This window comes from Aggregatibacter sp. oral taxon 513 (assembly GCF_018128305.1).
Lineage (GTDB): Bacteria > Pseudomonadota > Gammaproteobacteria > Enterobacterales > Pasteurellaceae > Aggregatibacter > Aggregatibacter segnis_A.
Genome location: NZ_CP072381.1, coordinates 580,132 through 601,927 on the forward strand (window position 1 = coordinate 580,132; position 21,796 = coordinate 601,927).

Here is a 21,796-nt window from a genome sequence, read left to right on the forward strand (position 1 = left end):
GGAAAAATAAGGGGTTCAGTATAATCCCCTATAAAAAATGAGCCATACTACAAAGACGGTAATCTGAAAGCTGATGACAAAACAGATCTACACCAATCATATCAAAAAGTGATTAGCCTTTCCCCGAGAGCTCGAATTCGCTATAATTTGCGTATTTTTTATCAATCTATTTTTCGATATAAGTAAATCTTTCATGTTAAAACAAGTTACCGAGTCTTTATTAACCCGCAGTCATTTGGCGTTATCCGATTTATCCAACGTATTTGATACGTTAGCGCAACGCAACGTGGATTATGGCGATTTATATTTTCAGCTAAGTCAGGATGAAAACTGGGTATTGGAAGACGGGATTATTAAAGAAGGCGGATTTCATATTGATCGCGGAGTAGGCGTGCGTGCAGTCAGTGGCGAGAAAACCGGATTTGCCTATTCTGACCAAATTAATCTAGCCAATTTGCAACAATGTGCTCAAGCGGTGCGTGGCATTGCTCAACCTTCTCAAGGTAATTTTATTCTGCCGGTGAGATTTAATCCGGTGGATGCGCCTTTGCGTTATCAGCCGATTAATCCGCTATACAGTTTAAGCCAAGAGCAAAAAATTGAGTTATTGCGTTTAGTGGATAGAACGGCTCGTGCGGAAGACCCGCGAGTGGTACAGGTGAATGCCGGATTGAGCATGGTGTATGAAGAAATGCTAGTCGCAGCCACAGATGGCACCTTGGCAGCTGATATTCGCCCACTCATTCGTTTATCGGTTTCCGTATTGGTAGAACAAGACGGTAAGCGCGAGCGTGGTAGTGCGGGCGCAGGTGGTCGTTTTGGCTTGGAATGGTTCTTTGAAAACTATAAAGGCGAGCAAAGAGCGGTCTATTTTGCGAAAGAATCGGTGCGTCAAGCATTAGTGAATTTAGGCGCAGTAGCGGCACCGGCAGGATTAATGCCGGTGGTGTTAGGCGCAGGTTGGCCGGGGGTGTTATTACACGAAGCGGTAGGGCACGGTTTGGAAGGCGATTTTAATCGTAAAGAAAGTTCCTTATTTACCGGCAAAATCGGTGAATTAGTCACATCGCCTTTATGCACGATCGTGGATGACGGCACTTTAATGGATCGCCGCGGCTCGGTCACCGTGGATGACGAGGGCGTGCCAGGTCAATATAACGTATTAATTAAAGACGGTATTTTACAAAAATACATGCAAGATAAAATGAATGCCCGTTTGATGGGCGTGCAACCGACAGGCAATGGACGTCGTGAATCCTATGCCCATTTGCCAATGCCACGCATGACCAATACTTATATGCTGGCGGGTAAAGATAAATTTGAGAATTTAGTGGCGTCCGTAGAACACGGCATTTTTGCACCGCACTTTGGTGGTGGCCAAGTGGATATTACCTCCGGCAAATTCGTATTCTCTACTTCAGAGGCTTATTTGATCGAAAAAGGCAAAATCACCAAGCCGGTGAAAGGCGCGACCTTAATCGGCAGCGGCATTGAAGTGATGCAAAATGTGTCCATGGTTGCCGATGAAGTGGAATTGGATCATGGTGTAGGCACTTGCGGTAAAGAAGGACAAAGCGTGCCGGTGGGCGTAGGGCAACCGGCATTGAAAATCGATCAGATTACAGTAGGCGGAACGAATTAATGATGGTAAATGACAGCCTCAATTTTAAAGTTAATCAGGGGAACATCTAATGCAGGGCAAAATAAAATTTTTAGTGCTTGGTGCACTCGCGTTAGCCGTAGCAGCTGGTGGTAGTTATTGGTATCAGCAACAAAAGGGAAACGAGCGCAATGCGGTTCATGTGAAATTTAACCCTATTGAGCCGACCTATTATGGGGAAGAAGGCGTATCCAATACCATTTATCCACTGAACATCGAATTTAACGGAGCAGCCGCACCGATTGATAAACTGAAAACTGAAATCACGCAAGGCATTAAAATGGAACCTGCCCTTGAAGGGAAATGGGTTTGGGCGAGTGATAATTTATTGAGTTTTACCCCTGCGCAGGATTGGCCAACAGGGCAAGAATATAAAATTACGTTAGATAAAACAGTATTAAATCCGAGTTTGGCTTATGCGAAATCGGTCACTACGCCTCATTCCGTGAAAACCCAGCCTTTTAGTGTTGTGGATTCCGATGCGGACTTTTATCAGGATCCAAATGTCTTTCATGTTCGTCATGCATTAACGCATTTGGTGTTTTCTAATCCGGTTGATCCGAAAGCTTTAGAAAGTGCGGTTGAAGTAAATTTAGTTCGCAAAAATCAGGATCAATCGCTCAATTTGATTAATCCGTTGAAATTTAAGATTCGTTATTCCGACAATAAATTGGAAGCATGGATCAGCTCGGATGACCTGTCTTTATCGACCCAACCGAATCAATTTGTGCAAACCAAAATTAGCCAAACGTTGCGGGCGAAGACCGGTGTGAATACCTTAGAAAAAGACATCACTAAGCTCGTGCCGGTGCCGACGAAATACAGTCTGCAAAACGAGGATAATAGTTTTAGGGTGATTAACAATCAGCAAAATGAAGCAGAGCAAGTTTTAACCTTTAATTTCAATTACGGCGTGAAAGGAAAAGACATTGCCGAGAATCTTATTGCGATTTTGTTACCTTCCTTACCGGAAGGGCAAAGTTGGGAGTCGGAAAAATTAACGGAAGCGGCGGTGAGACGTGGTGAACGCGTCCAGCCGGAATTGATTCCAAGCGAACATCCTTACTCGGCTCAACAATCTTTCCGTTTTGATATTCCGGAAGGACGTTGCCTGTATTTGCAACTGAATAATAAATTCACAGCCTTAGGCGGTTATCAACTGAAAAAACCGATTGGCAGCTTAGAATGTGCACCGAATTATCCGACCTATGTCGGTTTTGTGGGCAAAGGTTCTTTATTGTCTCAATATGGCGACGGCAAATTAACCCTTGCTGTACGTAACGCTGACAGTGTGCAACTGGATATTGGCCGCGTTCAGGCTGAGCAACTTCGCCATGTAGCAAATTTAAACAGCAATAGTTTCCAAAAACCGGATTTAGGCAATTTAAAATTTGATGATATTGCGACGTTTAAAACGGAAACCCTTACTGTTGCTAACGATAATCCACGTAAATCGGACTATCTCAGTGTGGATTTATCGCAAAAAGGTTTGCCGAAGCAAGGGATCTTCTGGGTAAAAGCAAGTGCGGTGACTTCTGGCAGTGAATCTGACGGCGATAATTTAAAAGATAGCAAAGATGAAGACAGCTACTATTATTGGGATTCCGATCCGAATTCACAAACCAGTGATTACCGTTTAATCGTGTTAACGGATTTGGGCATTATTGCGAAAAAAGCTGCGGATGGTACGCAATCTGTTTTCGTGCAATCTATTGCCAGTGGCGCACCGGTGTCGAATGCGTTAGTGAAAGTGATTTCCCGCAATAACACAGTGATTGCCAGTCAATTTACTAACAAACTCGGGGTGGCTCAGCTTCCATCTTTAGAGAATTTCAAGCAAGAACTTGAGCCGGTTATGTATTTAGTCACACGCGGGCAGGATCAGTCTTTCCTGCCGATTGATAAATCAGACCGCACTTTAGATTTCTCCCGTTTTGATATTCGTGGCCAAGAAATTTCGCCGGAACAAAACGCCATTAAGACGTTCTTGTTTAATGACCGTGGTATTTATCGTCCGGGTGAGTCCGTGTATATCGGCATGATCAGTAAGGCGTTGGATTGGAAAAAATCCTTGGCCAATGTGCCACTCACTTTAGAAATCACGTCACCGTCCGGTAAAACCCAATGGCAAAAAACGATCCGTGTGAGTGAAAGTGGTTTTAATGATTTGACGTATCCGTTGTCGGAAAATGCAGAAACCGGTGAATGGACGGCACATATTTCTATTGGTCAACAACAAGAACAAATTGATGTTGGCTCTATGACGTTCCAAGTGCAGGAATTTGAACCGGATACGTTGAAAATCAATACGATGTTTAATCGTAGCCAACAAGCCGGTTGGGTTTCGCCACAGGATTTAAAGGCGACTATCCATTTAACGAATTTATTTGGTACGCCGGCGCAAAAACGCCGAGTGAGTGCAAACATCATGTTGCATTCTCTCTTCCCGAGCTTTCCTGAATACAAGAACTATCAGTTCTATGATAATCAACGCAATAAAAATGCGATTTTGTTGGAAACCGAATTACAGGATCAAACCACGGATAATAACGGTGATGCCGTTTTTGCCTTGAATTTAGCGCAAGAAGCGGAAAATACCGTACAAATGTTGTATTTCACGGCGGACGGCTATGAAAATAACAGCGGTCGTGGCGTATCTAAAGTGCAATCGGTGTTGGTTTCTGCGCAACCTTGGTTAGTGGGCTACAGCAGTGCGCAAGACTTGAATTATTTAAGAGAAAACGGCGTAAGCCAGGTGAACTTAATTGCGATTAATCCAAGTCTGCAAAAAATCTCCGTGCAAGGGCTAAGTGCGGTCTTAATGGAACGTAAATATGTTTCCGTGCTGACCGAACAACGCTCCGGTGCTTATAAGTACGAATCTAAACTGGTGGAAAATCAAATTGATGAAAAACCGTTGGATATCGATCCAAGCGGGTCTGATTTTGTTTTGAATACTGAGCGTAGTGGTGACTTTGTATTGGTGATTAATAACCAATACGGTGAAACCGTCAATCGCATTCCTTATACGGTGATCGGTAACAGCAACGTCTCTGTCGCCATGGATAAAAACACTGAACTTAAATTGAATTTGAATAAAAAACAATTTATGCCGGGTGAAGAAATTGAAGTGGCGATTAACGCACCTTATGCGGGAAGTGGATTAATCACCATTGAACGTGATCGTGTATATGCCCATCAATGGTTTAAATCCACGACTAACCGTTCTGTACAAAAAATCAGAATTCCTGAGAATTTTGAGGGAAGTGGCTATATTAACGTGCAATTCTCTCGTGATATGCAATCCGATGATATTTTCACCAGTCCGCTAAGTTATGGCGTTGCGCCGTTTAGCGTCAATGTGGATAACCATCGTCTGAATGTGACGTTAAGTGCACCGCAGCAAGTGAAATCCGGTGATAAAGTTCAGTTTACGTTATCTGCGGATAAACCAAGTAAAGCGGTGATTTATGCGGTGAATGAAGGCATCTTGCAAGTGGCAGGACATAAACAAGAAGATCCGTTGGCGTTTTTCTTCCCGAAATATGCCCTTCAAGTGGAAACCTTGCAGATTCTGGATTTGATTCTGCCGGAATTTCGTAAAGTGTTGCAGTTTGCACAAACCGGTGGTGACTCGGAAGAAATGGCAATGTTGGAAAAAGCCTTGGCGGCCAATACCAATCCATTTAAACGTAAAACCGATAAACCGGCAGTGTACTGGTCAAATATTGTGGATGTGGACGGAAGCAAAACGGTAACTTACCAAATTCCACCGGGCTTTAATGGTAATTTGAAAGTCATGGCGGTTGCCGTAACAAATGACGGTTCACAAATGAATATCGCACAAGCGGAAACTTTGGTGCGTGATGACATGATTTTATCGCCCAGTGCGCCGATAACCTTGGCACCAAATGATGAAAGTAAAGTCAGTTTGACCGTTTCGAATAATACGAAGAGTAAACAAAATGTGCTTGTTCAGCTCAATGTTGCACCGCAGTTCCAAGTATTAAGCAATGCGCAAACCTCCATTGTATTAGCTCCGATGAGCGAAGGCGTGGTGGATTTCCAATTAAAAGCAACAGATTTGCTTGGTAGCGGCATTTTATATTTCACTGCGGCTTACTTAGATGAACAGCAACAACCGGCACAGGTTGAACGCAAATACGGTATTTCCGTGCGTCCACTGACGGCGAAACAGCAATTCATCAAAGTGGGGGATGTGGCGGTAAATCAACAGGTACAAGGCGAATTACCGAATCTGTTGTTCCCACAACGCCGTGAGCAATACGCGCTGATCTCTTCCGCTCCGTTGGTCTTAGCGAAAGGCATCACAAGTTATTTAGGCAACTATGACAACTTCTGTACGGAACAAATTATTAGTGCGGCAATGCCTAATCTGTTATTGGCGAATAATCCTGAGTACCAAAGTTTACTTGGCGTTTTATCACAAGCGGGCGACAAGCAAGCTATTGAAGCCACTAAACAGCAATTACACAACAACTTGAATCGTGTCTTTAATTTATTACCGGCGCGCCAAACTGAGAATGAAGGCTTTGGTGTATGGTCCGGTTTAGATGAAGATGATGCCTTCTTAACAGCTTATGTGGCGCATTTCCTCATTGAAGCGCAAGAGCACAACGTGCAATTACCGGCAGCATGGGTCGCGCCAAACGGCTTGTTTAATCAAACTATCGCGGCGTTAGAACGTTTAAGTCGTCCGGAAAGTGAAGATGATTTAGCCATGCTGCGTCAACGCGCTTATGCGACGTACTTATTGGCGCGTTTAGGTCAAGTGCCAAGCGACAGTTTAATGTCTATTCGTAGTCTATTGGAGCGTCATTTCAAAGCGGAAGAATGGCAATCTGATTTAACAACTGCTTGGTTGGCTGGTGCCTATCAGTTGGTGAAACAGGAAGAAGATGCAAACACGCTGATGAACAATCTGATGGCAAACTTTGCTCATCCGCAGGCGAAAAGCGAATGGTTCTACCGCGATTATTTAGATCCGTTGATTGAGAAAAGTTCGGTGTTGTATGTGTTGTCACGTCATTTCCCGAAACAGGCAGCGCTATTATCTAACGGATTGTTTGAAGGCATTGTGCAAGATTTAAACGACGACCGTTATAACAGCTTGTCTTCCGCAATGGTGCTTTTAGCCTTAGAGGCTTACGGTAAGCAATACCCTGACCAACTTGAAAAATTACATATTCAACAAGAAGGTCAAAATATCGGCAGTGTACAAGGTGCTTTTGTGTTAGCCAATATCAATGCAGACAAAGCTGTGCTTAACTTTGTTAACCAAAGTACGCAAAGAGCCTGGTATGCCATTAGCCAATCCGGCTATGTACAACAGCCGCCTGCTGAGGCGATTAAAAACGGTGTGGAAATCGACCGCACTTACTTAGATAAAGACGGCAAACCGGTGACTTCTGTGAAACTTGGCGACATCATTAACGTACAAGTCAATGTACGTTCATTACAAAATGTGCAAGACAACATGGTGATTACCGACCTTTATCCGGCTGGATTTGAAGTGGTAACGGGGGATGGTGACATGAGCGCACAAGAGGAAACTCAACAACGTTTTAACTGGGTACACCGTGATTTGCGTGAAGACCGTATGTTGAGCTACGGTTCCGTGGGTGAGACCACCACCGTCATTCAATATCAATTAAAAGCAGTGAACGTGGGTAAATTCAAAATTCCACAAGCTTATGCAGAAAACATGTATAACCGTGCGGTTAATGCGCAATCTGCTGCGAAAGGGGATATTGAAGTGATTCAATAATCGCTTAAAAAATAAAAAACTCTCCCTCGTTTGATGGAGAGTTTTTTATTGTTAACGGTTTACAAGCCTAAAGTGCGGTCAGAATCAACTCCATTTTTCGCTGTTCTCAGCGTATAATGAAGCCTCATTTCCCTTTCATGACAAATCCAATGAAAAATCGATCATTCTATTTCGGACTGATTTGTGTGGCGTTTTTAGCATTTATCGCACAACAAATAAGTCAAACACCATTTGCTCAGCAGGCGCATTTAAGCGCGCTCATTATTGCCATTTTGCTGGGGATGCTCTTTGGTAATAGTGTTTATAAACGTTATGAAAGCCATATTGAAAAAGGCGTTTTATTTGCTAAAGGGCCGGTTTTACGTGCCGGGATCGTGTTGTATGGTTTTCGCCTGACGCTGCAGGATATTACCGACGTGGGAGTAAACGCGATTCTGACCGATGGCCTGATGTTACTTTCCACTTTCTTGCTGACCTGTTTTGTTGGTATTCGTTATCTCAAAATGGATAAACAACTTGTTTATCTCACTGCGTCCGGTTGCAGTATTTGTGGGGCTGCTGCCGTGATGGCAGCCGCACCGGTAACAAAGGCAGAATCGCATAAAGTTTCGGTGGCGATTGCGGTGGTGGTGATTTTCGGCACACTGTCCATTTTCCTGTATCCGCTATTTTATCCTTGGGTGAGCACATTAATGACACCACACCAATTCGGTATTTATGTGGGCTCCAGCGTTCATGAGGTGGCGCAGGTTTATGCCATTGGCGGCAATATCAGCCCGGTTGTTGCGGACACGGCAGTGATTACCAAAATGATTCGGGTCATGATGTTGGCCCCTTTCTTATTGGGATTGTCTTGGCTTTTGACTAAAGATGCACAAGCGGGAGAGTCACGGAAAATCACTATTCCATGGTTTGCTCTTTGGTTTATTGCTGTTGCGGTGTTCAATTCGTTTAATTTATTGCCGCAAGCGTTAGTAAAATGTTTGGTTGGGCTTGATACGTTTCTGCTTGTTTCTGCGATGGCTGCGTTGGGGTTAACAACGCATATTGGTGCAATTAAACAGGCCGGTTTTAAGCCGTTGATTCTCGGCACCTTGGTTTATTTTTGGTTAATTGTCGGTGGTTTGTTAGTCAATTATGAAGCAGGGCTCTTTTTGTCATAGGCAGAAAAGGAAATTTAATCGTAAGTTAAGTCAAAAGGGTGGAGCTGTCTTGGCGATAAAACACATTGAAAATCCACCGCACTTTTTTGTTTTTTAGTCATGTTTGATGGTTATGTCACAGAAATTTCGTCAATGCTTGTATCTTGTTTTATGCGGTTTATTCGTTACAGCCGTAGTGGTTCATTTTTTACCTCATGAGCCTTTGAAGCAACGTTTTCCCTATTCTGTTGCAGTGTATGACGAACAGCAGAATTTATTACGCCTAACAACAGCAAAAGATCAGAAATATCGCCTGTGGACGCCATTAGAAGAACTCTCGCCACAATTAGTGGATGCCGTGCTTTTTCAGGAAGATGAGTGGTTTTATTATCATTTTGGGGTGAACCCTTACGGTTTGTTGCGTGGCGCGGCACAAACCTATCTGTTAGGTGGCTCGCCGCAGGGCGGATCTACCATCACCATGCAATTGGCGCGGATTCTATGGAATATTGACAGCCGAACTATCCACGGGAAAATCGAGCAAATTTTCCGTGCCGTTCAATTAGAATTGCAATATTCCAAACAGGATATTTTAGAGGCCTATTTCAACTTTGCACCTTATGGTCGGAACATTGAAGGTGCCGGGACGGCAAGCCTGATTTATTTTAATCGTGCCAACAAAAACTTGAATTTAGCGGAGGCCATGACATTGGCGATTTTGCCGAAAAACCCAAATGGCTATATTCAGCAGAATAATCAACAGCTGAATCCGCAACTGTTTAATGCCCGTAATAAATTGTATGCCCGTTGGGTGGAAAGTCATCCGCAAGATCGCCAATGGCAATCCCATTTCAAATTAAATTATCCCTTACGCCCCATTGAAAAACTTCCGTTTTTCGCACCGCACTTTACCGACCAAGTGTTGCAACAATATGCGGAAAAAGAGGACACGCAAAATAGGCGCATTGTGACCAGCTTAAACAGTGGATTACAACGTTTGGTTGAGCGAATTAGCCAGCGTTATTTGCAACAACAAAAAAACTATGGTGTGAATAATCTGGCGGTATTGTTGGTGGATAATCGCACCATGCAAATTAAAGCCTTGGTAGGTTCCGGTGATTATTTTAATCCGCAAATCAGCGGTCAAATTAACGGCACATTGGCAAAGCGTTCTTATGGTTCGACCTTGAAGCCGTTTATTTATGGCTTGGCCTTTGATCAAGGGCTAGCCCATCCGAAAACGATTTTAAAAGATTTGCCGACGAATTTTGCCGATTATCAACCGGAGAATTACGAAGGTAATTTCCTTGGGCCGGTGAGTGTTACGCAGGCGTTATTACAAAGTCGAAATATTCCTGCCGTCGAGATGGCGCAACGTCTGAAATATCCTGATCTTTACGATTTGCTGAAACAAGCGGAAATTGTTTTGCCGAAGGAAAAAGCCCATTATGGCTTGTCGTTGGTGTTAGGCGGTGCAGAGCTTTCCTTACAACAACTGACTGGCTTATATGCCGCTCTTGCCAATGGGGGAAAATGGCAACCGTTGCAAACCTTGAAAGACGCCTCCTCCGAACAATCTATCCCGTTATTAAGTCCGGAAAGCAGTTATATGTTAGGCGACATCTTAGCGCAGAATATTCGCACCGATATTTATAACAAAGCCATCAAAACCAAGTTACCGATTTATTGGAAAACCGGCACGTCTAACGGATTGCGCGATGCTTGGACAGCAGGCTACTTTGGCAATTACACGTTGGTAGTGTGGTTTGGCAATTTTAACAATAAAAGCAACCCGCACTTTATTGGGCGTCGCCTTGCCGCACCGTTATTTTTACAGCTGGCAGATGCGATTATTACGCAATCTCCGACGATGCAAGATCCGCTTAGCCGCGAAAAGTTAACTTTAAAAGATGTTCCGGTATGTGCCGCTGACGGCAACTTACCTAATAGACATTGCCAGCAACTTACCAATACTCTTTTTATTCCCGGTAAATCGCCCATTCAGGTAAGCAATATCTATCAGCAGTTACGCGTACGTAAAGGCACGGATGTTTTAGCTTGTGCAACAGATCCGCTCGAGGAAACGGAACAAAAAATTTATGAGATCTGGAGCAGTGACTATCAAAAATTGTTTGCTCAAGCCGGAATTATGAAACGTAGTCCGATGGTCAATGCGGAATGCCCTTATGAACAGCAAAATCAATCTTTACAACAGATTACGCATAATCCGTTGAAAATTACCTCACCACTGGAAAATCGGACTTATTTTATTAATGTGAATAGCGTAGAAGACCACATTCCGTTAATTGCCACGACATCAGGCGAAGTTCAGCATCTTTATTGGTTTGTGAATAACGCGTATTTAGGCGAGAGCAGAGCAGATGAAACATTTTTATGGAAACCGGCAGGCATCGGCACCTATCAAATAACGGTTGTTGATGAAGCCGGCTATCGGACAACCATTAATGTGACAGTGAAAATCACCCGTTAAGGAAATGAAAGTGCGGTCGAAAAAATAGGTAAATTTTCTACCGCACTTTGAGATTTGAGATAGGGTTTGGGGATTAATTATTAATACCCAGTGTTTTCGTATTTTTATCGAATTTTAAACCGGAGTGAGAACCTTCGGAGCCATTGAAATAAATATCTTTTGGCTGAGAACAGGCGGTGATGGTTAAAATTGCCGTAAAGACTAAAATAAGTTTTTTCATGCGATACCTCTATGTGTCAAAAATATGGTTGTAATTATAGCATAGGGAAGACAGATTTAAGGTGGCGAAACAAGGAAACCAATAATTAAAAGTGGGAATATTGATTTGATATAAAAACAAAAGGCTTAGTTTTCTAAGCCTTTTGTCATTTAAAGTGCGGTTGATTTTATATGTATTTTTCGCTTATTCATCAAACATTGCAGAGATGGATTCTTCGTTGCTGATACGGCGAATCGCTTCTGCAAGCATTTTGGATAATGTTAATGAGCGAACTTTACCTAATGCGATAATTTCGTCCGTCAACGGAATGGTATCTGTTACGACAACTTCGTCTAACGCATCGCTGGCAAGGTTTTTCGCGGCAGAACCTGAGAATACCGCATGTGTAGCGTAAGCGAAGACGCGTTTAGCACCACGTTCTTTTAAGGCTTCAGCCGCTTTGCATAAGGTGCCGCCGGTGTCGATCATGTCATCAACCAAGATACAGTCACGATCTGCCACATCACCAATGATGTGCATTACTTGAGAAACGTTGGCACGTGGACGGCGTTTGTCGATAATCGCCATGTCGGTGTCGTTTAATAATTTCGCCACAGCACGGGCACGTACGACACCACCGATGTCCGGAGACACAACGATTGGATTCACTAAGTCGGTTTTTTTCAAAATGTCATCGATTAACACAGGAGAACCGAATACGTTATCTACCGGCACATCAAAGAAACCTTGGATTTGTTCTGCGTGTAAATCGCAGGTTAACACACGGTCAACGCCAACGCCGGATAAGAAGTCGGCAACTACTTTTGCTGTAATCGGTACACGAGCAGAACGAACGCGGCGGTCTTGGCGGGCATAACCGAAATAAGGGATTACGGCAGTAATACGACCGGCAGACGCGCGACGTAATGCATCAACCATAACCAATAATTCCATTAAGTTGTCATTTGTTGGTGCGCAGGTTGATTGAATGATAAATACATCGCTACCGCGAACATTTTCATTGATTTGCACTTGTACTTCACCATCGCTGAAACGACCAACGGTTGCATCGCTTAATTTCGTTTTTAAGCATATTGAAATACGCTTGGCGAGTTCCGGTGTAGCGTTACCGGCGAAGAGTTTAATATCTGGCATTGTAAGTTTGACCTCAGGTGTTAGATGATAAAATTAGGGGGTTAACGGAGAAACGGATTTTCACTTTTAAGCTGTTCCAACATGGTGCGTAACGGTGAAACGTTTAATCCTTTAGCAACAAATCCAAAATACGCTTTTGGCATGTCGTTGAGCACGGATTGAGCAGATTTTTCATCGTCAAATTCCGCAAAAACACAAGCGCCGGTTCCTGTTAATCTTGCCGGAGCATATTCTACCAACCAGTTCAGTATTTCTTCAACCTCTGAATAGTGATCTCGTACAACTTTTTCGCAATCGTTTATGTATTCTTCGGACAATAATTGTTGTAGTGATTTTTTCGGGGTATTTCGCGGTAAATCAGGAGAGGAAAAAACCACGGCAGTAGAAATAGACACATTTGGCTTGATCACGAGATACCACTTCTCCGGTGGTTCGCAATAGGTGATTTTTTCGCCTACGCCTTCGGCAAATGCGGCTTTGCCATGCACGAAAATGGGGACATCCGCACCTAAGCTTAAACCAAGAGCGGCAAGTTGCTCGGTGTCTAAATGGGTTTGCCATAAATGATTTAAGGCAACAAGAGCCGTTGCCGCGTTAGAAGAACCGCCACCCACGCCACCGCCGATGGGCAGAATTTTATCTAATTGCAAATCCGCGCCGAGTGAGCAACCGGTTTTTTGCTGTAATAAATGTGCTGCACGATAAATCAAATTATCTTCAGGTGCTAAATCAGCGATTGGCGAAATTAAATTGATTTTGCCGTCATTTCTTACCCTAATCGATAGCCAATCGCCAAAATCCACAAATTGAAATAGGGTTTGTAATTCGTGATAACCATCCGGGCGTTTTCCGTTGATATACAAGAACAGATTTAATTTCGCCGGGCAAGGGAAACGCAGGCCGGCTTCATTATTTAAGCCTTCTGGCACTAAAAGTGCGGTGGAAAATTGGTATGTTTTCATTTTAAGTTCCATTCATCCACGCGAATTTTCAGGGTTTGCCCTTCGGTTTTCAGCAAGATATTTTCCGGCATTGGAGGCTGGCGATTGAGGTGATAGGACAGATAATCCGCCGTCCACGTTTTGCCGTCAACGCGATGGGTAAAAGAACCGAGGAAGTGATTTTCTGCCACTAAATAGTCGCTGTTATCTTTCGGTTGACCTTTTAGCCAAAAGACAAATTCATCCAATGGGAAATCCATGCCGATAATTTCTCTAAGTAGCATTTTGGCATCGGTCGCAGAACGTTGACGACCTTTATTGTCGGAAATTGTCATGCCTTGTGGGTGCATTTCAATTTGTAGCGTTTCGCTACTGAGCGTGGAATAAAGTTTCAACGTGTAATTTTGTGGATGGTGATATTGCCAGTCAAAACGGGTAGAGAAACGTTCTTTCGTGCTGATATAACCCAGTTGGCCTAAAGCTTGGTAACTTTTGATTTGTTGTAACTGTTTTAAATGCTGTTGCCATGTGGGATCCGTTTTTTCGATGTATTTTACATCGGTAGGGCGTTGCTGATCGACGGTACAGCCGCCCAATAACAGTCCGGCGAAGAGAATCCAAAGAGAAAATTTAATGGTTTTCATATATGACCTGTTTGATAAAAAATAACGCTGATTTTACGGTTCGATTTTTATGGCGTAAAGCATTCAACGCCGGTTTAGGGTTTAAAGTGCGGTAAGATTTCTTGGCGTTTTTGTTTGACGGCAAAAATACGTCCGCGATTAAGTTGATCACGAATGGCTTTGTTTTCAAAACCGGCAGCGATAATTGATTGAATATCTACTTTTAATGCGGCTTGATACAAGGCGATGGCAAATTCCTGTTGAGGGTATTGAATGTGTTCAAATCCTTTGCGACCTCGCGTATCCGCAAAACAAACAAGAAGAAATTCCATAAAACGCAATGGCTTACGCCATACATCAAAAGTATTAAACAGTTTTACAATGGTTTCCGGGCGTAGCTCAAATACTTTGTGAACATGTGAATGATATTCGCAGGTGAGTTCTGCCAGTTGTTGATAATATGTCGGTACTTTTAAACGTTTACACAGGCTTTTTGTCGGTGCAACGCCCAGTTTTTCGTGTCCGTGGTGATGGGGCCAGTTTTGTTTTGGGGTACAGGCTTTGCCTAAGTCATGACAAATGGCGGCAAAACGCACCGCACTTTTATGACAATCGACCTGTTCTGAAAGCTGTGTTGCCTGTTGTAGTACCATCATTGTATGCACGAAGCTATCGATTTCCGGATGATATTTTGCCGGATTTGGCACACCATAAAGGGCATCTAATTCGGGAAAGAGTACTTTGAGTGCACCAACTTGACGCAAGGTTTCAAAGTAAATTTCAGGATTTTTTTCATTTAAGGCTTTTTCAGTTTCTGCCCAAACGCGCTCGGCTGTCAGATGCTGTAGCTCGCCTTGCGCACTAAGTGCGGTCATTAATTGTAGGGTTTCATCAGCGATGTTGAAGCCTAAGTAATGATAGCGAGCAGCAAAACGGGCGACCCGCAAAACGCGTAAAGGATCTTCCGAAAATGCGGGGGAAACATGGCGCAAAACACGTTTTTCTAGATCTTCCACGCCATGATAGGGGTCGTATAAATTGCCGGCTAAATCTTGCGCAATGGCGTTAATGGTAAGATCGCGACGAACTAAATCTTGTTCTAACGTGATGTCAGCTGAAAAATCGCAAATAAAGCCAGTGTAACCTTTGCCCGCTTTGCGTTCAGTACGCGCCAAAGCATACTCTTCTTTGTTTTGTGGATGGAGAAAAACCGGGAAATCTTTGCCGACTTGTTGATAGCCTTGATTTAACAAATCTTGTGGCGTGGCGCCCACAATCACCCAATCCCGATCTTTGACGGGGAGGTTGAGGAGCTGATCGCGAACTGCTCCGCCGACTAAATAGACGTGAAATTTTTCCGCCATTATGACCAACTATCGCGACGACGGCGTTTAGGTATAATAAGCGGTAATACTAAGCCGAGAACCAATCCCACGCCAAGTACCGAACCGCCGTAGATGAACCATTGAATGGCAATTTCGCGTTTGCCGGCATCTAACATGGCTTCTAAATCACGATTTTTATTTTTGGTCATTTCCAATTCCCGTTTGAGTTGGGAATTTTGTTCTAATAATTCGCTACTTTGTTGCTCCGCCTGTTTGGTACGGCGTTGCATTTCTACCGTGCGTTTTTGCCAATCATCGTCTAAACGATTGAGTTTTAAACTCAACTCTTGAATGTGATTTTTTAATCTCGGATTTTCATCTTTGCTACTGGCGCTAGTGCTGAGTTCACTGCTTAAAATCCAAGCTTCACGGTTTTTACTGTCGCGAACCAGTGTGTAACGATCTTTTTTATCTAATACGGTAACGGCTTCGCCTGCTTGAATAGTACCGGCAATTTTAAATTGTTCACCGGCGCCTTTGCGTAAAAACGTGGAGAGGTTTTCTGTGACGTATTTTGTTTCTCCTTGTGCGGCAGACATGCCAACAGTGAAACAAAATAGCGCAAGCAGTGTAGATAAAGCTTTTTGCATAGGGAAATCCTTTATAAAAAAACGAAAAGTGCGGTGAAATTTTAACGTAAATATTGACCGCACTTTTTCAGACAGGATTAATGGAAAATAGTTGTTAAGAGGTAATAAATAATAATGGAGAAGAACGCACCGGCCGGTAGCGTAACCACCCAAGAAACAACAATACTACGAATAACGTTTAAGTTAATGGCCGCGATACCGCGCGCAAAACCGATACCTAATACCGCACCAACCAAGGTTTGTGTCGTGGAAATCGGCAATCCGGTGCCGGAAGCAATCACCACGGTGGTTGCTGTTGCAAACTGGGCGGCAAAACCACGGCTAGGGGTCAGATCTGTAATGCCGGTACCGATGGTTGCCATCACTTTATAACCCATAACAATTAAACCAACAACAATCCCTGCGGCACCTAAAGGTAGAATCCACCAAGCAAGGGGAACGTTGTTAACAATCTGACCGCCGCTTTCAATAATGGCAACAACCGCAGAAAGTGGTCCGATGGCATTGGCTACATCGTTTGAACCATGGGCAAACGCCATGGCGCAAGCGGTCATCAACATCAGAATACTGAAGACTTTTTCTACGCCACCGAAGGAGCCGCCCTCCAACATTTTGTATTTAAATTTGATGCTACGGAAATAAAAGTGGCTGTAAATAATGGAAATAATGCCGATAGCAAAAGAAATCAGTAAGTTCTCTGTGCTACTTAAATTCAATCCAACGTGTTTTAACCCTTTGTTTAAGGTCACGATACACAAAATAAAAATGGTGATGCCCATGTAGTAAGGGCCGTATTTTTGTGCATTTCTAAAAGGACTTTCTGTATCGAAAATCAGTTTTTGTGTGCTGATAAAAATAGCGTAAGCAAGTAAACCGGCAAGTAAGGGGGTGATAAACCAGCTTCCCACAATATTTTTAATGTTGCTCCAGTCAACAGAGTGCGGTCCTGCAGTCACGCAAGCGAAACCGATGATCGCACCGACGATAGAGTGGGTTGTGGATACCGGCCAGCCCATACGGGAGGCAATTAATAACCATGCGCCTGAAGCGAATAAAGCTGACATCATGCCAAAGACCAGCACTTCCGGCTCGGCAACAAATTGCATGGTGTCGATAATGCCGCTTTTGATGGTTTCGGTGACCTCGCCACCGGCAAGATAAGCACCTGCCGCTTCAAAAATCATTGCAATAATAATGGCTTGTTTTGCTGTGATTGTTCCTGAGCCAACGGATGTTCCCATTGCATTTGAAACATCGTTGGCTCCTACGCCAAAGGCCATGAAAAAGCCAAAAACGGCTGTAATGAAAATCAATAATGAGCCGTATTGATGAAGTAGTTCCATTGAAAAATACCTAAGTAAATGGAAATTATGAGCGAGCCAGCATTAATTCAATGCGTGAACCGACTCGTTGTGCTTGGTCGGCAAGCACGCCAACCCATTCAATAATTTTATATAAGAACATGACATCGATTGGGTTGTAACGACCTTCAACCTCATAAAGCATTTTTCTTAATTTGATTTGCATCTGATCGGTATCATCTTCAATGATATCTAACTCGTTAATCATTTGATTAACAAAGTTTAATTCACGACCTTTGAAACCGGTTTCTAATAATTGATCCATTTCTTCGATCACTTTATGGGCTTGTTCGGTAGCATCTAAGCTGCGTCTCACATAGCTCATAAATTCATCGTGCATTTCCGGCGGAATACCGAATTGGCGTCCAACCATGCGGCCGGCTATGTCTTTTGCGTAATTCGCTAATTTGTCTTGTTGTGTGACCAATTCTAATAAATCGGTACGCTCAATCGGCATGAATAAACCGCGTGGTAATTTCAAACGAATTTCACGTTTTAATGCATCGGCTTGACGCTCATGGGCGGAAATATCTAAGCGGAATTGTTCAGCGGCATTCCAGTCTTCACGGAAGATCGCTTCAAAGAAAGGAACCAATAATTCACAGCATTCAGTGACTTTATTGGAGTGTTTTTGTAACGGCTTTAAAGGGGAGTGGGCAAATAATCCAAGGATGTTATTCATTGCCATGAAAATGACTCCTAATTAAGGTTAATAATTCACGCGCATATTACCTGATGTAAATGAAAAATTCACGATTTTAATCGAAAAAATCAGGCTTTTATTGGATAATAAAACCCATGAATTCAGAGTAAATACAAAACTTTATGATCTTAAAGGATTTTATCATGGCAAACGAAATCGAATTAAAATTAGCGGTCGGTGATATTCAAGAAGAACAGCTCAATGCCTTGCTGCATCATTTCCACATTATCGAACAGCAAAAAGCCTTTTTAGCCAATACTTATTACGACACTGCCGATAACTATTTCACTCAGCAGAAAATGGGCTTGCGTGTACGTCAGCAAGATGACCATTACACCTTGACCTTAAAAACCGATGGCAAAGTATCCGGTGGGTTGCATGTGCGTCCGGAATATAATGTGGAATTACCGACATCAGAACCTAATTTAGCGGCGTTAATTCGTCAGCATGGGCTTGTATTAGAAAATGTTGATGAGCCCTTACAGCCGATTTTTAGCACCGACTTTATGCGCCAAACATGGCTGGTTCAATATACGCCCGATTGCCAAATTGAAGTGGCTTTTGATCAGGGAAATGTTATTGCGGGCGACAAACAACAGCCTATTCGTGAAATTGAGTTTGAAGTGAAGTCTGGTGAATTGGGGCCATTTTTTGCCTTTGTCGCTGATTTTTTAACCCATTATGCAGACAAGGTACATTTTTATTCCGTCAGTAAAGCAAAACGTGGATATCAATTAGCCCAAAATAAAACGACGAAAGCCAGTGATTGGATTGAACAGTGGCGCGGCTTTTTGTATTCGGAAAAACGGATGCAAAAAACAACGGAAAAATTGACCGCACTTTTAACTTATGAGCAGTCTTTAGTGGAAGAAACATTGGCTTTAGGGGCTCATTTTTTTGCATCGGATTTTATTAAAACCGTAGAGCGCGTTGGGGCTTTTTTCAACCTGTATCATTATTGCGAAGACAATAAATCTTTGTTAGAAGCAGCGTTGAATGAACAGCTGGCAGCAAATCAACATTATGCACAAGAAAATGTGTTGAACGATTTAACCGAAGCGAACGCGGATGTTTTGGCGAAACTACATGACGTCATTCGTTTGCACAGTGAGACGAAAGATAATGCGCTGGCGATGAATAAATTGCTCGACCTTATTCAAACGCCGCAATATGCACAACGCATGCTTCACCTGATGACGTTAACGATCGGCGGATAACCCTATGGCGAAAACAAAAACGGCTTATGTTTGTAACGATTGCGGCGCAGAATATTCCCGTTGGCAAGGGCAGTGTGGCGCCTGTAAAGCTTGGAATACCATCACCGAAGTGCGGTTGGTTTCTACGTCAAATAATAAAGCGGATCGGTTTAGTGGCTATGCCGGTGAAACCCGCGCTAAAATTCAAACGTTAAGTGAAATCAGCCTCCAGGAAACACCGCGTTTTAGCAGTGGTTTTTATGAACTGGATCGCGTGCTGGGCGGCGGGGTAGTACCGGGCAGTGCGATTCTGATCGGGGGGCATCCTGGCGCGGGGAAAAGTACATTATTGTTGCAGGTGATGTGTCATTTGTCACAAAAAATGACCGCACTTTATGTGACCGGTGAAGAATCTTTGCAGCAAGTTGCTATGCGAGCCAAACGCCTTGGGTTGCCGCCGGAAAAACTGAATATGCTGTCGGAAACTTCCGTCGAGCAGATTTGTAATTTGGCGGATCAATTAAAACCGCAAATTATCGTGATCGACTCTATTCAGGTGATGCACTTGGCGGATATTCAATCGTCACCGGGCAGTGTGGCACAGGTGCGTGAATGTGCTTCTTTTTTAACGCGTTATGCGAAAACCCGACAAGTGGCAATCATCATGGTGGGACACGTCACCAAAGACGGCACACTTGCCGGACCGAAGGTGTTAGAGCATGCCATTGACTGTTCCTTATTATTGGAAGGCGAAACAGATTCTCGCTACCGCACCTTGCGTAGCCACAAAAACCGCTTTGGTGCCGTGAATGAGTTGGGCGTATTTGCCATGACAGAACAAGGTTTACGTGAAGTGAAAAACCCATCGGCGATTTTTTTAAGTCGCGGTGATGAACAAACGCCCGGCAGCTCGGTGATGGTGCTATGGGAAGGTACACGCCCGTTGTTGGTGGAAATTCAAGCGCTGGTGGATCATTCTATGCTCGCCAATCCACGCCGTGTTGCTGTGGGGTTAGAACAAAACCGTCTTGCTTTATTGCTCGCTGTGTTGCATCGCCACGGGGGATTGCAAATGGCGGATCAAGATGTGTTTGTGAATGTCGTTGGCGGTGTTAAAGTTACCGAAACCAGTGCCGATTTGGCGTTGCTTTTGGCGCTTATTTCCAGCTTTCGTAACCGTCCGTTACCACAAGATCTTGTGGTGTTTGGCGAGGTGGGATTAGCCGGTGAAATTCGCCCTGTGCCAAGTGGGCAGGAACGTATTAGTGAGGCCGCAAAACACGGTTTTAAACGTGCGATTGTTCCGTTCGGGAATAAGCCAAAACATGCGGTGGAAAACATGCAGGTGTTCACCGTGAAGAAATTAGTTGATGCATTAGGGATCTTAGATTCGCTTTAAAAAATGACCGCACTTTTGAAAATGCGGATGAATAAAAACGATAGATAAAAAAATAGCCCTTTTGAGAAGGGCTATTTTTATACAGAAATGTTTCTTAAATCACTTCAACGTCAACGGCTGTTGGACCACGTTGGGAATCTTGTACGTTAAAAGCAACGCGGTCGCCTTCGTTTAAAGTACGGAAATTATTACCCACGATGCCGGAGAAGTGTACGAAAACATCTTTAGAACCATCTTCAGGTGCGATAAAACCGAAACCTTTTGTTGAATTGAACCATTTTACGGTGCCGTTTAATTTAGACATGTTGTCTTCCTTATTTTAAATAATGAAATTGTGTGCTTATGTTCAGCACGAATTGCTAGCGATTTAACTTAAATAGAGATGGATAAATTGAATCTTCAAAGCACAAATTCAAAACTTGAATGAGGAAGAACCGAAATAACTAACTTACTGAAGTGACTGTCTAGCGGGTGCTCATTAGAACACGCAAAGGGAATGAAAACAATCTCTTTTTGCTCAGATCTGCATTGTTCTTTGATTGAATGCAAAATAGAGTTAAACAAATTAAATTTTGTATTAAATGAATATTGGAGAGCTTTCTACTTTCTTACTGCAATATTGGGTCAAATAGGCTAGAATTAATCACTATTTTCTCTCATTCATTCATACGAACGTCACACATGGAAAAGAAATTAACAAAAGCTTTAGATGCCATTGATATAAAAATACTCAATGAATTACAACGCAACGGCAAAATTTCCAACATTGATTTGTCAAAAAAAGTGGGATTATCCCCAACGCCTTGTTTAGAACGTGTAAAACGTTTGGAGAAACAAGGGGTGATTATGGGATATCGCGCCTTACTGAATCCGGAATTATTGGATTCCCCATTGTTAGTGATCGTAGAAATTACGTTAGTCCGTGGTAAACCCGATGTCTTTGAAGAATTTAATTTAGCAGTACAACAGTTGGATGAAATTCAAGAATGCCATTTGGTTTCCGGTGATTTCGATTATTTATTGAAAACCCGAGTGGCGGATATGGCAGCGTACCGTAAATTGCTGGGGACCACTTTGTTACGGTTACCCGGCGTAAATGACACCCGCACTTATGTGGTGATGGAAGAAGTCAAACAAACCAATTTTTTACAGTTAAAATAGAG

The 21,796-nt window shown here is 43.2% G+C and carries 16 protein-coding genes; 7 read left to right on the top strand and 9 right to left on the bottom strand.

Annotation, left to right across the window (positions count from 1 at the left end):
- The first annotated feature begins 193 nt into the window (after positions 1 to 193).
- The 4 genes from tldD to pbpC all read left to right on the top strand — a co-directional run bounded on the left by tldD (position 194) and on the right by pbpC (position 11,081).
- Positions 194 to 1,642, top strand: a complete 1,449-nt coding sequence (tldD, locus tag J5A60_RS02935) for a metalloprotease TldD (RefSeq protein WP_212510523.1) — start codon at positions 194 to 196, stop codon at positions 1,640 to 1,642.
- A gap of 49 nt (positions 1,643 to 1,691) precedes the next feature.
- Positions 1,692 to 7,448 carry an alpha-2-macroglobulin gene (locus tag J5A60_RS02940; protein ID WP_212510524.1) on the top strand — a complete coding sequence of 1,919 codons (5,757 nt, stop codon included), beginning with the start codon at positions 1,692 to 1,694 and terminating at the stop codon, positions 7,446 to 7,448.
- A gap of 149 nt (positions 7,449 to 7,597) precedes the next feature.
- The gene (locus J5A60_RS02945) at positions 7,598 to 8,611 is read left to right on the top strand and encodes a YeiH family putative sulfate export transporter (RefSeq protein WP_212510525.1); all 1,014 of its coding nucleotides are present in this window, start codon (positions 7,598 to 7,600) and stop codon (positions 8,609 to 8,611) included.
- A gap of 112 nt (positions 8,612 to 8,723) precedes the next feature.
- Positions 8,724 to 11,081, top strand: a complete 2,358-nt coding sequence (gene pbpC / locus J5A60_RS02950; RefSeq protein ID WP_212510526.1) for a penicillin-binding protein 1C — start codon at positions 8,724 to 8,726, stop codon at positions 11,079 to 11,081.
- A gap of 73 nt (positions 11,082 to 11,154) precedes the next feature.
- Here pbpC and J5A60_RS02955 read toward each other — a convergent pair whose 3' ends face one another.
- The 8 genes from J5A60_RS02955 to J5A60_RS02990 form a co-directional block, all read right to left on the bottom strand.
- Positions 11,155 to 11,301, bottom strand: coding sequence for a hypothetical protein (locus J5A60_RS02955; protein ID WP_006717498.1), 147 nt, complete (start codon positions 11,299 to 11,301; stop codon positions 11,155 to 11,157).
- A gap of 183 nt (positions 11,302 to 11,484) precedes the next feature.
- Positions 11,485 to 12,435, bottom strand: coding sequence for a ribose-phosphate pyrophosphokinase (locus tag J5A60_RS02960; RefSeq protein WP_006717500.1), 951 nt, complete (start codon positions 12,433 to 12,435; stop codon positions 11,485 to 11,487).
- Between the two features lie 41 nt (positions 12,436 to 12,476).
- Positions 12,477 to 13,397 (bottom strand): 4-(cytidine 5'-diphospho)-2-C-methyl-D-erythritol kinase, encoded by a 921-nt coding sequence (gene ispE / locus J5A60_RS02965; RefSeq protein ID WP_212510527.1) that lies wholly within the window; start codon positions 13,395 to 13,397, stop codon positions 12,477 to 12,479.
- Complete coding sequence (gene lolB / locus J5A60_RS02970) at positions 13,394 to 14,020, bottom strand: lipoprotein insertase outer membrane protein LolB (protein WP_212510528.1); 627 nt, start codon at positions 14,018 to 14,020, stop codon at positions 13,394 to 13,396. The genes ispE and lolB overlap by 4 nt, the downstream gene beginning before the upstream one ends.
- A 74-nt stretch (positions 14,021 to 14,094) precedes the next feature.
- Complete coding sequence (locus tag J5A60_RS02975; RefSeq protein WP_109859088.1) at positions 14,095 to 15,363, bottom strand: multifunctional CCA addition/repair protein; 1,269 nt, start codon at positions 15,361 to 15,363, stop codon at positions 14,095 to 14,097.
- Positions 15,363 to 15,974 carry a TIGR04211 family SH3 domain-containing protein gene (locus J5A60_RS02980; RefSeq protein WP_109859087.1) on the bottom strand — a complete coding sequence of 204 codons (612 nt, stop codon included), beginning with the start codon at positions 15,972 to 15,974 and terminating at the stop codon, positions 15,363 to 15,365. The genes J5A60_RS02975 and J5A60_RS02980 overlap by 1 nt, the downstream gene beginning before the upstream one ends.
- 77 nt (positions 15,975 to 16,051) lie before the next feature.
- Positions 16,052 to 17,317, bottom strand: a complete 1,266-nt coding sequence (locus tag J5A60_RS02985; RefSeq protein ID WP_048749499.1) for an inorganic phosphate transporter — start codon at positions 17,315 to 17,317, stop codon at positions 16,052 to 16,054.
- Between the two features lie 25 nt (positions 17,318 to 17,342).
- Positions 17,343 to 18,023, bottom strand: a complete 681-nt coding sequence (locus tag J5A60_RS02990; RefSeq protein ID WP_006717512.1) for a TIGR00153 family protein — start codon at positions 18,021 to 18,023, stop codon at positions 17,343 to 17,345.
- Positions 18,024 to 18,181: 158 nt separating this feature from the next.
- Here J5A60_RS02990 and J5A60_RS02995 point away from each other — a divergent pair, with 158 nt between their 5' ends.
- The gene (locus J5A60_RS02995) at positions 18,182 to 19,255 is read left to right on the top strand and encodes an inorganic triphosphatase (protein WP_212510529.1); all 1,074 of its coding nucleotides are present in this window, start codon (positions 18,182 to 18,184) and stop codon (positions 19,253 to 19,255) included.
- Positions 19,256 to 19,259: 4 nt separating this feature from the next.
- Complete coding sequence (gene radA, locus J5A60_RS03000) at positions 19,260 to 20,633, top strand: DNA repair protein RadA (RefSeq protein WP_109859085.1); 1,374 nt, start codon at positions 19,260 to 19,262, stop codon at positions 20,631 to 20,633.
- 94 nt (positions 20,634 to 20,727) lie between these two features.
- Here radA and J5A60_RS03005 read toward each other — a convergent pair whose 3' ends face one another.
- Entirely contained in the window at positions 20,728 to 20,937 is a 210-nt protein-coding gene (locus tag J5A60_RS03005; RefSeq protein WP_006717517.1) for a cold-shock protein, read from the bottom strand.
- 377 nt (positions 20,938 to 21,314) lie between these two features.
- Between J5A60_RS03005 and lrp the strand changes: the two genes are divergently transcribed.
- On the top strand, positions 21,315 to 21,794 hold the full coding sequence (gene lrp, locus J5A60_RS03010; RefSeq protein ID WP_006717519.1) for a leucine-responsive transcriptional regulator Lrp: 480 nt from the start codon (positions 21,315 to 21,317) through the stop codon (positions 21,792 to 21,794).
- Positions 21,795 to 21,796 lie beyond the last annotated feature (2 nt).

Bases quoted from the DNA above. Each gene is read 5' to 3' on its own strand.
- tldD (WP_212510523.1), top strand. From the start codon at position 194: ATGTTAAAACAAGTTACCGAGTCTTTATTAACCCGCAGTCATTTGGCG.
- J5A60_RS02940 (WP_212510524.1), top strand. From the start codon at position 1,692: ATGCAGGGCAAAATAAAATTTTTAGTGCTTGGTGCACTCGCGTTAGCC.
- J5A60_RS02945 (WP_212510525.1), top strand. From the start codon at position 7,598: ATGAAAAATCGATCATTCTATTTCGGACTGATTTGTGTGGCGTTTTTA.
- pbpC (WP_212510526.1), top strand. From the start codon at position 8,724: ATGTCACAGAAATTTCGTCAATGCTTGTATCTTGTTTTATGCGGTTTA.
- J5A60_RS02955 (WP_006717498.1), bottom strand. From the start codon at position 11,301: ATGAAAAAACTTATTTTAGTCTTTACGGCAATTTTAACCATCACCGCC.
- J5A60_RS02960 (WP_006717500.1), bottom strand. From the start codon at position 12,435: ATGCCAGATATTAAACTCTTCGCCGGTAACGCTACACCGGAACTCGCC.
- ispE (WP_212510527.1), bottom strand. From the start codon at position 13,397: ATGAAAACATACCAATTTTCCACCGCACTTTTAGTGCCAGAAGGCTTA.
- lolB (WP_212510528.1), bottom strand. From the start codon at position 14,020: ATGAAAACCATTAAATTTTCTCTTTGGATTCTCTTCGCCGGACTGTTA.
- J5A60_RS02975 (WP_109859088.1), bottom strand. From the start codon at position 15,363: ATGGCGGAAAAATTTCACGTCTATTTAGTCGGCGGAGCAGTTCGCGAT.
- J5A60_RS02980 (WP_109859087.1), bottom strand. From the start codon at position 15,974: ATGCAAAAAGCTTTATCTACACTGCTTGCGCTATTTTGTTTCACTGTT.
- J5A60_RS02985 (WP_048749499.1), bottom strand. From the start codon at position 17,317: ATGGAACTACTTCATCAATACGGCTCATTATTGATTTTCATTACAGCC.
- J5A60_RS02990 (WP_006717512.1), bottom strand. From the start codon at position 18,023: ATGGCAATGAATAACATCCTTGGATTATTTGCCCACTCCCCTTTAAAG.
- J5A60_RS02995 (WP_212510529.1), top strand. From the start codon at position 18,182: ATGGCAAACGAAATCGAATTAAAATTAGCGGTCGGTGATATTCAAGAA.
- radA (WP_109859085.1), top strand. From the start codon at position 19,260: ATGGCGAAAACAAAAACGGCTTATGTTTGTAACGATTGCGGCGCAGAA.
- J5A60_RS03005 (WP_006717517.1), bottom strand. From the start codon at position 20,937: ATGTCTAAATTAAACGGCACCGTAAAATGGTTCAATTCAACAAAAGGT.
- lrp (WP_006717519.1), top strand. From the start codon at position 21,315: ATGGAAAAGAAATTAACAAAAGCTTTAGATGCCATTGATATAAAAATA.